This window comes from Streptomyces jeddahensis (assembly GCF_001642995.1).
Classification (GTDB): Bacteria; Actinomycetota; Actinomycetes; order Streptomycetales; family Streptomycetaceae; genus Streptomyces; species Streptomyces jeddahensis.
Window position 1 is genome coordinate 82127 of the sequence record NZ_LOHS01000072.1, and the last position, 12365, is coordinate 94491.

General features: G+C 69.1%; 8 protein-coding genes and 2 pseudogenes. 5 read left to right on the forward strand and 5 right to left on the reverse strand.

Going from position 1 to position 12365, the window contains the following annotated elements:
* Nucleotides 1-49: 49 nt before the first annotated feature.
* Nucleotides 50-982 carry an aminoglycoside phosphotransferase family protein gene (locus tag STSP_RS13840; RefSeq protein WP_067276794.1) on the reverse strand — a complete coding sequence of 311 codons (933 nt, stop codon included), beginning with the start codon at nucleotides 980-982 and terminating at the stop codon, nucleotides 50-52.
* 161 nt (nucleotides 983-1143) lie between these two features.
* Between STSP_RS13840 and STSP_RS13845 the strand changes: the two genes are divergently transcribed.
* Together STSP_RS13845 and STSP_RS13850 are read left to right on the forward strand one after the other, a co-directional pair.
* Nucleotides 1144-1953 carry a class I SAM-dependent methyltransferase gene (locus STSP_RS13845; protein WP_067276937.1) on the forward strand — a complete coding sequence of 270 codons (810 nt, stop codon included), beginning with the start codon at nucleotides 1144-1146 and terminating at the stop codon, nucleotides 1951-1953.
* Between the two features lie 121 nt (nucleotides 1954-2074).
* Nucleotides 2075-5296 carry a tetratricopeptide repeat protein gene (locus tag STSP_RS13850; protein ID WP_067276796.1) on the forward strand — a complete coding sequence of 1074 codons (3222 nt, stop codon included), beginning with the start codon at nucleotides 2075-2077 and terminating at the stop codon, nucleotides 5294-5296.
* A gap of 181 nt (nucleotides 5297-5477) precedes the next feature.
* Here STSP_RS13850 and STSP_RS13855 read toward each other — a convergent pair whose 3' ends face one another.
* Both STSP_RS13855 and mca read right to left on the reverse strand, forming a co-directional pair.
* A complete protein-coding gene (locus tag STSP_RS13855; protein ID WP_078067155.1) occupies nucleotides 5478-5735 on the reverse strand; it encodes a hypothetical protein in 258 nt (85 codons plus the stop codon).
* Nucleotides 5728-6588, reverse strand: coding sequence for a mycothiol conjugate amidase Mca (mca, locus tag STSP_RS13860; RefSeq protein WP_067276801.1), 861 nt, complete (start codon nucleotides 6586-6588; stop codon nucleotides 5728-5730). The genes STSP_RS13855 and mca overlap by 8 nt, the downstream gene beginning before the upstream one ends.
* Before the next feature lie 214 nt (nucleotides 6589-6802).
* On the opposite strand from mca, the gene STSP_RS13865 reads away from it, so the two are divergent.
* Together STSP_RS13865 and greA are read left to right on the forward strand one after the other, a co-directional pair.
* Nucleotides 6803-7234, forward strand: coding sequence for a DUF4307 domain-containing protein (locus STSP_RS13865; protein WP_067276803.1), 432 nt, complete (start codon nucleotides 6803-6805; stop codon nucleotides 7232-7234).
* A 227-nt stretch (nucleotides 7235-7461) separates the two neighbouring features.
* Nucleotides 7462-7959: a transcription elongation factor GreA gene (gene greA / locus STSP_RS13870; RefSeq protein WP_067276806.1), complete on the forward strand. Its 498-nt coding sequence runs from the start codon at nucleotides 7462-7464 to the stop codon at nucleotides 7957-7959.
* Nucleotides 7960-8033: 74 nt separating this feature from the next.
* On the opposite strand, the pseudogene STSP_RS40160 reads toward greA, so the two are convergent.
* Together STSP_RS40160 and STSP_RS13875 are read right to left on the reverse strand one after the other, a co-directional pair.
* Nucleotides 8034-8168, reverse strand: a pseudogene (locus STSP_RS40160) (ABC transporter permease); the annotation flags it as partial.
* An 89-nt stretch (nucleotides 8169-8257) separates the two neighbouring features.
* A pseudogene (locus STSP_RS13875) lies at nucleotides 8258-10057 on the reverse strand (recombinase family protein); the annotation flags it as partial.
* 672 nt (nucleotides 10058-10729) lie between these two features.
* Between STSP_RS13875 and STSP_RS13880 the strand changes: the two are divergent.
* Nucleotides 10730-12226, forward strand: coding sequence for an IMP dehydrogenase (locus tag STSP_RS13880; protein WP_067276810.1), 1497 nt, complete (start codon nucleotides 10730-10732; stop codon nucleotides 12224-12226).
* Nucleotides 12227-12365: the final 139 nt, after the last annotated feature.

Below are 12365 nucleotides of genomic sequence, written 5' to 3' on the forward strand. Positions count from 1 at the left end.
GTGCGATGGACGCCCGCACGCCCGCGCCCGGGGGGCGAGGTTTCGCGCTCTACGAGCGTTCCGTGAGCAACTCCGCCAGGCGGTCTGCGAACTCGATGACCCAGTCCAACCGTGACCCGCTGCGGGCAATGCGGAATCCGTGGCGACGGCCCCAGAACGCGGCCCGGACGGCGTGGAACTGAGCCCAACGCTGGACGCGCCCGCGATCGACTTCGGCGGCCTCGGCGAAGACATCCAGGATGCGGTGAACAGCCTTGCGCAAGTCGTCCGCTTCGAGGAGCGTCAGCGCGCGCGACTTGAGCAGCGTGCCGCCGTCGTAAGCGGGGTCTCCTGCGTAACCCTTGGGGTCGACGGCCAGCCATGGCTCACGGTCGGCGCGAAGGATGTTTCTGGCGTGGAGGTCCCCGTGGATGAGGACGTCCGGCTGGGCGCGGCCCAGTTCGCGGACGGTCGCCACGGCGGCGTCCACCGCGTAACGCGACAGCACGTGCGCCAGTTCCTCGGCATCCTTGCGTAGCTCTTCCTCCCAGGCGTCGGCCTGCTCCCGCAGTCGGGGCAGGCCAGGCGGCGCGGGGATGGCCAGTAGGCGATTGATCCGCCCTGCGACCGACACCACCTCATCGCCGTCTTCCACCTCCGCCAGGGTCGACGTCCCGGCCCGCTCGAGCAGCATCGCGAAACGCACGTCATCGCGCTCGTGCAGCAGAACGGCTCCGCGCCCGCCCCACGCCGCAAAGGCATCCGGCTCATGGACGTTGCCGGGATGCGGAAACGACACCTTCAGCACAGCGGTCCCGTCTGCCGGCCGTCGCACCGGGACGATGACCCCGACACCCCCATGCATGACCTCACCGTCCAGCACGCATCCCCAGCGCCCCGACAGCTCGTCCACGATCCCGGGCAGTTCGGCGAGCCACGCCGCTCCACGCTTTCCTTCACGCTCGACAGTGCTCCGCGCGAATGCCTCTGGTATCCCGATCACGCGGGCACCGTACGCGCCGGCTCGACGCCACCGCCAGGCTGGCCGTAAGCCACGCTGCACACGCCTGCTTCAGGCGATGCCGTCCCATTACCGCACCCCAGCACAGGACACTTGTCCAACGAGTGCGGTTGGGGTCGGTGAAGGCTTGAAGGGTGGGGACCGTGACGGTCTTTGACGAGAGCGAACGGCCGATCTGGGCCGGCCGGGCGCAGGCCTACGCCGACACCTTCGCCCGGCTCTGTGCCCACCCGGTGCCGTTGCTGCTGGATGCGGCGGCGGTCGCCGATGGGGCGCGGGTCCTGGACGTGGGGACCGGCACGGGGGCCGCTGCGGCGGCGGCCTGTGCCCGGGGTGCCAAGGTGACGGCGGTGGACGCCGAGCCGAGCATGGTTCGGCTGGCCGAGCGGTCCGTACCGGAGGCCGACGTGCGGCTGGCGGCGCTTCCCGATCTGCCCTTCGCCGACGGGGAGTTCGACGCCGTCGTGGCCAACTTCGTCCTCAACCACGTCGGACGGCCTCGTGCCACCGTGGCCGAGCTCCGGCGCGTCACCCGTGTGGGCGGGCGCCTCGCCCTGACGATCTGGGCGGCACCGCCTGGCGCGGGCCAGACACTGATCGGACGCGCGATGCAGGCCGCAGGGGTGACCCGGCCCGACCACCTCCCCTCCCTCGACTCCCACGAGGACTTTCCCCGCACCACGGACGGCCTCACCGGTCTGCTCCGGGCCGGCGGCCTGCGGGAGGTGCGCTGTGAGCTGCTCACCTGGGAGCACAGGGCGACCGCTGAGGAATGGTGGGCCGGGCCCGCGTCCGGTGTGGCCTGCATCGGGCACCTTCTGACCTCGCAGACTCCGCACGTCATCGCCGAGGCCAAGCGGCAGTACGACCTGCTGAGCGGCGAGTTCGCCGGCCCTGACGGCATGCTGAGTCTGCCCCATGCGGCTCTGCTGGCTCACGGACGAGTGGAGTAGCCCAAGTCTCCCGTCACACGTCCCTTGTCCATCTCGCTCCTTCACGTGATCCCCTCCCAATCCCGCCTCATACGCAGGACACTTGTCCGCGGATGCCGTAGCCACCGGAGGGGGACGTGAGATGCGGGACAGCCATCGGGCCGAAGCCGAGCGGCTGTTGGCCCGGGCCGTGGAGGAGGAGGTGCGGCGCTCGGGCGGGCGGATCGACGGGAGTGTGCTGCTGTCGCGGGCCCGGGGGGCGTTGGATGCCATGGCGCAGAACGCGGCCGAGGAGTACGGCGCGTACACGGCGGCGCTCGACGAGGCCGAGGCGGGGCAGCTGTCGTTCGGGCAGCGGTTCGCGCGGGAGGGTGGCGGAACCGCCTTTCTGGTGGCGGGCTCCGCGGCCGTCGCGGCGTGCCTGGCGGACCTGATGGTCGGCACGAGCACCGGCACGGCGATGGGCGTCGGTGCGGTCACCGGTGTGGTGGGCGCGGCCATGACGGTGGTGAAGGTGACCGCGTCGCATGTGCCGGCCGCGAGCCGCAGCGCCGGGGCCCGCAACCAGCCCGGCGGTCCGGAGCAGCTGCGGCTGCAGTGGCTGACGGCGCTGGAGGTGCGGGGCATCCGGCCGTTCCTGGATCAGCAGCGGGTGATCATCGCCAGTACGCAGGGCGGTACGAAGAAGGCGGCGCCGCAGTTGCGGCGTACCGACAAGAGCGCGGAGGCGCGGCGCCGGCGTGTGCTTGAGCAGTCGTTCGGGCATCTGCCGGGGCCGCAGGGGGCGTTCGCGGGCCGGCGTCAGGAGATGGCGCGGATCGCGCAGTGGGTGCATGCGGCGCGGGCGAGCACGGAGACGCGGCCGACGGTGGTGGTGCTGCACGGTGCGCCCGGGTCGGGCCGCTCGTCGCTGGCGGTGCGTGCGGCGCTCGATCTGAAGGACCAGTTCCGGGGCGCGTGCCTGGTGGACCTGCGCGGTGACAACCCCGAGGCGCCTCCGCTGTCCACGCGCGACGCGCTGCTGCACCTGCTGAACCGGCTGGGCGCGCCGCGCGAGCAGCTGCTGTTCCGGGAGCGGTCGTCGCAGGACCAGCAGGTGCGGCGGCTGGCCGAGCTGTACCACCAGCATCTGACCGGGCTGCCGGTCGTCGTGGTCCTCGACGACGCGAGCGACGCCGAGCAGGTGCGCACGCTGGTGCCCGAGCGCTCCGACAGCCTGGTCCTGGTCACGGCCCGCAAGCCGCTGGAGCTGCCCGCCGACCTGCCCGCGTGGGTGCACCAGCTCGCCGTGGAGCCCTTGGAGGCGGCGGGCTCGGACGAGCTGCTGCGGGCGTCGGCGCAGGACGACTCGGGGCCGTACGACGCGGAGTCCTCGGACCGCGTGCGCGAGCTGTGCGGGGGTCTGCCGCTCGCGCTGCGCGTCGCCGGTACGTCGCTGGGGCCGCGTTCGGCGCGTCAGCTGGCGGTGGATCTGGGGGCGTACGGGCCGGTTGAGCCGGTGGAGCGCGCGCTGTGGCTGCGCTACACGGATCTGCCGGACACGACGCGGCGGCTGCTGCGGCGGCTGGCGCTGGCAGGGCGGGCGTCGCTGGGCGCGGCCGCGGCGGCGGCGCTGCTCGGCACGGACGAGACGGAGGCGACGCGGCAGCTCACCGCGCTGTCCCGCGCGGGCCTCATCGACCACGTCCGCGGCGACCGCTACCGGCTCCACGACCTCGTACGGGCCTTCGCGCAGGCCCGTCTCCTCGACGAGGAGGATCCCGCGGAGCGCACGGCCGCGCAGGAGCGGCTGATCGTCAACTACGCGGAGCTGGCGGACTCGGTGATCCGGCTGGTTGACGGCAAGACGTCGACCAGGGCGGACACCTCCTTCCACTCGAGCACGGTCGGCCCGCACGGGTTCACCTCGCTGGACGCCGCGCTGCGCTGGCTGGACGACGAGTCGAGCTTCATCACGGCGGCGCTGCGGAACGCGGAGGGCGTGGACCAGGCGGCGGTGCTGAACCTGCTGGGTGCGCTGTGCGACTACTGCCTGCTGCGCGGCGACCTGTACCGCCTGGGCGAGATCAGCGAGCTGACGCAGGCCGTGGACCAGGGCTTGCTGGTACGCAGCGTCCAGTGGCGCACGGGCATCGCGGCCCGTCAGCTCGGCGAGCTCGACAAGGCCCGCTCGACCCTGGCGTCGGTCGTGGATCTCTACTTCGAGGCGCATCACGACGCGGGCGCGGCCCGTGCGCTGTGCTCGCTGGGGATCACGCTGCACCACCAGGGGAATCTGACGGAGGCGGCGGCGAAGCTGCGCGAGGCGCTGGATCTGCAGGCGTCGGACGCGCTGGCGGCCGACCGGGCGTGGACGCTGCACGCGCTGGCCGCGGTGGAGCGCGACCGCGGCCGGGTCGTCGAGGCGCTGGAGCAGCTGTCGACGGCCCTGGCCCTGCACCGGGAGAGCGAGTCGGTGCACGGCGAGGCGTGGGCGCACTTCCAGCGGGGGCAGCTGTGCCTGCGCATGGGCGACGTACCGAGCGCGGAGAGCGAGCTGCGGACCGCGCTGGACCTGTTCGGGCGGACGCGGGACGGCCGTGGTGAGGCGTGGGCGATGACGCAGCTGGCGCGGGCCCGGCTGGTCGACGGGGAGCCGTCGGCGGCGATGGACGGGCTGCGGCAGGCGGCGGCGCGGCACCACGGCAACGAGGACGCGCGCGGCGAGGCGTGGTCGATCTACTACCTGGGCCAGGCTCTGGAGGAGACCGGCGACCTCGACCAGGCGGTGCGTGAGCTGGAGCGCTCCCGCACGATGTTCTCGCGCATGCGCGACGTGTACGGGCTGGCCTGCGCCCGCCACCACTCGGCGCGTGTCACCCGCGACCAGCGGGCGGCGCAGACGGGGTCGCTGCGCAACTCCGGCTTCGCCCGCCAGCTCCTGGTCGACGCGCGCGCCGACTTCCAGCGCATCGGCGTCGCCCACGGCGAGGCCTGGACGTGCCTGGAGCTGGCCGTGGTCGATGCCGGGAACGGCCGTACGCAGGCGGCCCTGGCTCTCTGTGACGGTGCGGCGGCCCTGTTCGCCGGCTACGGCGACCGCCGTGGCGAGGACTGGGCGCACTTCCTGCGCTGCACCCTGCTGCCGTACGCGTCGCCCGGAGGCTCGGAGGTCGGCACGGCGGTCGCCCAGGAGGAGCTGGCCCAACTGGCGCGGACCCCGCACCCGGCCCGCGACGGCAAGCTGGACGACTACGTGGAGGCGTACCAGCTGCTCCTTGAGCGCGGCGTGGACCTGGACGCCGGCTGGCAGGCGTGGCGCCTGGGCATGGTGCCGAGGCGGCACTCCCGGGAGGTCATGGGGGTGCCTGTGGGGGTGGGGTGAGATTGCTGCCGCCGGAAACGGCATGATCCCGCCGTACGTCACGGGATCACGCCGTCACGCTGACGCGCGCCCCGAAGGGGCGCGGGGAACTGCGCGACCAGCCACGACGGCGCCGCAGATAATCGACGACACATCTCGGCCCCGCGCAGCGGAGCCGCACATCGGCACAACCAGCGGAGCGCTAGCCCTTCGCCGCCGAGGCCGAGCCCGTCCTGCCGCCGTCGGAGGCCTCGGAGGTGCCCTCCTCGGGTTCCTCCTTGAAGTCGACCTTCCTCATGTGGCGGTTCATCGACTTCATCAGGCCCCAGACGGCCAGCGCCATCACGGCGAAGACGATGAAGCCGAGGACGCCGGGGGTCACCTTGTCCTCGTCGAGCTCCTTGGCGAGAGGGACGAGGTGGGTCATTGCCAGGCTTGCGCTTGCGCTCATGTCAGGCATTGTCTCGGATGCCCGCAAAGAGGTCGTCCTCGGGGAGGGACGTATCGACGAGGGACTTCGCCAGCTCGTACTCCTCGGTGGGCCAGACCTCCTTCTGGAGGTCCATCGGGACCCGGAACCAGCCGCCGTCGGGGTCGATCTGCGTGGCGTGCGCGATCAGCGCCTTGTCGCGGATCTCGAAGAAGTCGGCGCACGGGATGTGCGTGGTCAGCGTGCGCTCGACCCGCTCGAACTCGTCCCAGCGCCGCAGCCACTCGCCGTACGGGGACTCCAGGCCCCGATCGAGCATCGCGTTGTGCAGCGCCTCGGTGCGGGGACGGTTGAAGCCCTGGTTGTAGTAGAGCTTCAGCGGCTGGTACGCCGGGCCGTACTCGCCCTCGGGGTACTTCTCGGTGTCCGCCGCGCCCTCGAACGCCACCATCGTGATCTTGTGGGTCATGATGTGGTCGGGGTGCGGGTACCCGCCGTTCTCGTCGTAGGTGGTGATCACCTGGGGACGGAAGGAGCGGATCTGCTTGACGAGCTCGCCGGCCGCTTTGTCGACGTCCTCCAGGGCGAAGCAGCCGTCGGGCAGCGGCGGCAGCGGGTCGCCCTCGGGGAGACCGGAGTCGACGAAGCCGAGCCACTCCTGCTTGACGCCGAGGATCTCGCGCGCCTCGTCCATCTCCTTCTTGCGCACCTCGTGGATGTGCTCCTGGATGTACGTGTCGCCCTGGAGCTTGGGGTTGAGGATGGAGCCGCGCTCCCCGCCGGTGCAGGTCACGACCAGCACGTCCACCCCCTCGGACACGTACTTGGCCATCGTGGCCGCGCCCTTGCTCGACTCGTCGTCGGGGTGGGCGTGAACGGCCATCAGTCGCAACTGCTCAGTCAAGACTCGTTCCCTCGGTGGTCTCGGCGGTGGTGTGACCCCGCCCACGGTCGTCGGACAGCGGTGTGGGGCGGCGGTCGGCCGGCGGGTGGCAGGCTTCTATAGTGACCGACTCGGGGGGCGATTCATTCCAGGGCCCGCCCCGGCCGCCCCGAACCGGCCGGATCCGGCCCCCGGCCCTTGCGAGAGGACGATCATGAGCGCAGTGCGGGACGCCGGCACCAGCGGCTCCGCCGCGCGGCCACCGGAGGGCCGCTACGGCCACTCCGCGTCCGCGGACGAGCGCGCCGACCGCAAGCTCAAAATCGTCGGTGCGGTGCTGGGCGCGGCTCTGCTCGCGTTCGTCGGCTGGGCCGGGTACGACTACATCGCCGGGACGAAGATCAGCGGCGAGGTGATCAAGTTCGACGTGGTCTCGGACCGTGCGGTCGAGGTGCATCTCGAGGTGCGCAAGGACGAGGACGCCAAGGGCTACTGCACCGTGCGCTCGCAGGCCGAGGACGGCGCCGAGGTCGGCCGCGCCGACTTCCGCTTCGACCAGCACTCCAGCCGGATGGACAAGGTCGTCACGCTGCGTACGACGTCCCGTGGCACCACGGCCGAGCTGGTGGGCTGCCACGGCGACTGACACGGGCCCTGACCGGCGAGGCCGGGCGGGGCGGGGCGGACGCGCCCGGAGAGTAGCGCGGGTGTTTTCTCACTCCGTCGCCTGACCTGCGGCGACGTAAATCTCAGGCCTTATGTCCTCCCCGTTCCGCCACTGAATTGTTAGGCTCGTGGTTTCGCCCACCTGTGAAGGAACATCTTTCTGGGTAGGGCGATGCTTTGTATTCCCAGTACCGACGAGGAGCACCTGTGACCCAGACCAGCGAGAACGTCACCTGGCTGACCCAGGAGGCGTACAACCAGCTCAAGGCCGAGCTGGAGTACCTGTCTGGTCCTGCGCGTGCCGAGATCGCCGCCAAGATCGCGGCTGCGCGCGAGGAGGGCGACCTGCGGGAGAACGGCGGGTACCACGCGGCCAAGGAGGAGCAGGGCAAGCAGGAGCTCCGCGTGCGCCAGCTGACCCAGCTTCTGGAGAATGCGAAGGTCGGCGAGGCGCCCGCCGCGGAGGGCGTGGTGGCGCCCGGCATGGTCGTGACGATCGCCTTCGACGGCGACGAGGACGACACGCTGACGTTCCTGCTGGCCTCGCGTGAGTACGCCAGCGAGGACATCGAGACGTACTCGCCGCAGTCCCCGCTGGGCACCGGCGTGAACGGCAAGAAGGTCGGCGAGGACGCGCAGTACGAACTGCCGAACGGCAAGTTCGCCTCGGTGAAGATCCTCGAGGCCAAGCCGTACCAGGGCTGACACCAGGCCCACGCGCACACCAGGCATACGGCGATGCCCCCGGGTGTAGTCCCGGGGGCATCGCCGTATGTGGGTCAGGCCGTCGCGTTGCGGTACTTGCGGACGGCCAGGGTCCGGAAGACCGCGATGATCAGCACGGACCAGATGAGCGAGGCCCAGACGGGGTGCTGCATGGGCCACGCCGACGAGTCGACCACGCCCGGGTTCCCGACGTGACTTCCATGGGCGGCAGGACCATGAGTGGCGGCACAGGGACCCCGCCAGAGCCCTTCAGAGCCTCCATGGCAGCCTGCCAGGCGCCCGAGGTGCGCCAGGCTTCCACACGCCGCCTCACAGCGCTCCAGGAGTTCCCGGAGACCTTCACGTCACTCCACCGGGCAGCAGTGCGGAGCTTCCACGTGATCGCGTCGAACATCTCGCGCTTCGGTGTCCAGTTCTGGCGAGAGTCGGGAAGTAGGGCATCAACCCTCCCCCACTCCTCATCGCTGATCTTGAAGGGCACCAGCGCGTCCGTCTCCCTGTGCCACTCCGTGAGGGGGTCGGCGATCCCCTTCCGGCGCGGCTGCCCCTTGCCGACCACCTGTACGCGGATTTCCAGCAGCTCAAGCAGGTCCCGACGCTGCGCGGGAGTGAAGGAGTCCATCTCGGTCGCCTGCTCTTCCACGAGGGCAATGATCTCGTCCGCCCGCTGCTGCTGATCTTCGGCTTCTCGGAGCCAGCGAGCCACACGGTCATGCTCGGCGGTCAGTTCGTTTTCCTTCGCTTGGAGGGCTTGTTTCACCTCCCGGATCGTCTCCTCGTCGATCTCGTCTCCGGCGCCCTCACCCAACTCGTCCTCAAAGAGCTGGGTGAGCTTTTGGAGGAGCTGACCCTTGCGGCTGGCCTTCTTCTTCTCGATCTGCGCCTCCAGCTCAGTGAGACGCGCCCGATACGTCTCGGCGCGTTCCGGGATCACTCCCAACCACTTGGCAGTGAGCGCCCTGAACTTGTCCACGTCCGAGAGCAGGGCCTCAACCTCAGCCCAGATGGCCTTTTCAACGTCGGGTGCGGGAAGCTCTGCGCACTCGCACTTCAGCCCCAGCCGCTTGCCCATGCACCGGTAGTAGCCGATGGGAGATTCTGCCGACTTTCCTCCCGTGTAGTAGCCGCCACACAGCGCGTGCAGTCGCCCCGTGAACAGGTAGTGATTGAGGCTCTTCTTCTTGAACGACCGCCGGTTGAGAGCCTTGCGAAGGGATTCCACACGCTTCGGATCACTGATGGGCCGGGGAACCTCGATCCGGAAGACCTCAAAGGCCTCCTCTTCGTCATCCTCCGTGGTGCGTTCAATGCGAAACTCCACGTATCCGTCAAGGGCTGTGGAGTTGAGCCGCTTGGCCAGGTTCGTACCGGTCCACGGCAGGCCCTTACGAGTACGGATGCCGAGGCTGTTCAGATGCTCGGCAGCCTCGTCCCGCGAGTAACCAAGGTCCACGATCAGGTTCGCGGCGAGATTGATCACGTGCACCTCGTCCTCACAGAGGACCGGAATTGCCTTGCTGCCCGTACCGCTGAGGGTCACGCCGTACGGAGGTTGCCCCAGGGGCCAGCCGCCAGCAGCCAACTTCTGGTCCCGACCGCCCGTGGTTCGCTCAAGGATCAGGGTGTGTTCCAGCTCCGCCATGTACGACAGCAGGCTGAGCATGATGCCGAACAGTTCGTCGTCACTGTCCAGACGACCATCCGCCGTAGCAACCCTGATCTTGTGGTGCTTGGTGGCGTTGAACACCCAGAGGTGGATGTCCTCCATGGTCCGCCCGATGCGGTCCAACTTGCCGAAGACGACGAGGTCAATCAGACCCTTCTCAATTGCTTCGGTCATCTCGTCGAGGTCAGGTCGCGAGTCCTTCTTTCCGGACTCTCCACTGTCAACGTAGATCTTGTGAATCTTGTACTTGCCAGGGCCGAGCTTGTAGTTCAGCCATGCCTTGCACTGCTTTTCCTGAGCGCCAAGGCCGTATCCCTCGACCTGCTTCGCGGTCGATACGCGAAGGTAGATGGCTACCCGAATCACGCCCCGAGCGGTCCGGCGCCCGCGCATGACGGTACCCTTCCCCATGTCAGTCCCTCCGTGACTGGCAGGCTGGTCCACGACCGGCCTGGCCCCAGGGGGTGGCCGCCCCCTGGGGTCTCCATGTGATGCTTCATCAGAATAGCTGCCCTACGTTGTTACTCGACAGGCGGTCTCAGTTAACTTTCGTCCTGCTCACGCCTGTTGAGCAGGAGATCGAACAAAAGGTCAGCAATTCGCTGCTCTTCGTGTTCGCCCCACTCAACAGTGGGCTAGCGAGAAATGACTTCGCCGGGTTGCGGCTTCGTCCTCTTCTTCGGGCAGTTCATTTGCCCCATCCCCGTTCGTCCATTGCTTCGCGGGGCGAACTCACGGCTTTGGGCGAGGTCTTCCGCGATTCCGCGATTCTGGCAGCGAATTGGGCAGCACCAGGTGTGTAGTCGAAGCCGACATAGCGCCAGGTGGCTTCTGTGATAGTGCCCGTGCCACCCGGGGGTGGCGGCGGCCGGTGAGGATCACGATTCGTGCAGCGGCTCAGTTAGTCGCTAGGGTGCCAGGTCACGACCGCACCCGTTCGATCCACGGGCCGGTCAGGGCTCTGCCGCAGTTGGTGGCACCTCCACGGCTGCCGTGCTGATCTCTGCCTGCCCGGGCCTGGGATACGGGGGCGATCCTCACGGCGGGGCAGTCGGGCCCCGGCCGACGGGTCAGGAGGAACGAGTGGCGCAGATCATCGCCGAGGTCTCACGTACGTTCAACGAGTTTCTGCTCTTGCCGAACCGGACTCGGACCGACTGCTCGGCTGCGACGGTTGACCTGCGCACGCCCCTGGTGCGGCACATCGCGGGCGAGGCGTCGGCGATCGAGTTGCAGTCCCCGTTCACGTCTGCGATCATGCAGGCCGTCAGCACGCCCGATCTCGCGATCGCGCTCGCGCGCAACGGTGGTCTCAGCTTCCTGCACCACAACCAGCCGATCCAGGGCCAGGCTGCAGCGGTCCGCCAGGTGAAGAACTTCAAGGCCGGATTCGTCACCAGCGACACCAACGTCCGCCCCGACGACAGCCTGAGCCTCCTGGTCGACGTGATGCGCCGCACCGGTCACAGCACCGCCGCAGTCACCCACGACGGGACTGCCACCGGCCGCCTGCTCGGCCTGGTGACCTCCCGGGACTTCCACCCCCAGCGCCATGACCTGGACGGACCGGTCAGCGGCCGGATGACCGCTATCGCCGACCTGGCCCATGCCGGGTCCGACATCACACTTTCCGAGGCCAACGCGCGGCTGTGGGACGAACGGCTGGACTGCCTCCCGGTGCTGGATACCGAGGGTCACCTCCAGCATCTGGTGTTCCGTTCCGACTACACGGACAACAAGCGCTTCCCGAACCAGCTCGTTGACGCTGCCAAGCGTCTGCGCGTGGGCGCGGGTATCAACACCCACGACTATCAGGAGCGCGTCCCGGCCCTGCTGGAGGCGGGCGCGGACGCGCTGTGCTTCGACTCGTCCGACGGCTACAGCGACTGGCAGGCGCAGGCTCTGACCTGGGTGAAGAAGCACTATCCGGAGATCCCGGTCGGTGGCGGCAACGTAGTCGACGGCGAGGCGTTCACCTTTCTCGCCGAGGCGGGGGCGGACTTCGTCAAGGTCGGGGTGGGCGGCGGCTCCATCTGCATCACTCGGGACCAGAAGGGCATCGGGCGCGGCCAGGCCAGCGCTGTGCTGGACGTCGCGGCGGCCCGGGACGCCTTCCGCGAGCGCACCGGCGAGTACGTGCCGATCTGCTCCGATGGCGGGCTGGTGCACGACTACCACGTGGCCCTGGCGCTGGCGATGGGAGCCGACTTCGTCATGATGGGGCGCTACTTCGCACGCTTCGACCAGGCGGCCGGCGCGAAGCTGCCCACCCGTGACGGCTTCGTGAAGGAGTACTGGGGTGAGGGCTCGAACCGGGCCCGCAACTGGCAGCGCTACGGCCAGGGAGGCCAGGAGCTGGTCTTCGAAGAAGGCGTGGACGGCTACGTCCCCTACGCCGGCGACCTCAACGAAGGGCTCGCCCTGACCATCGCCAAGCTCAAGACCACAATGGTCTCCTGCGGCTCCAAAACCCTGCCGGAGTTCCAGGCCACGGCCCGGCTGACCCTCGTTTCAGAGCAGAGCTTCCAAGAGAGCCACGCCAACGTCACCCTGCGGGACACCCCGGCGACGGTCTCCTGACAAGCTGCCGGGTTCCGACGAAAGAACTACCGGTCGGAGGGGAATAGTGCACGGTTGGAATAACCCCCTCCCGCCAGTAAGAGCTCGTCATTCAATCTCATTGAGCGGCACTGGTCTGCCGCGACTGGTATGACGATTC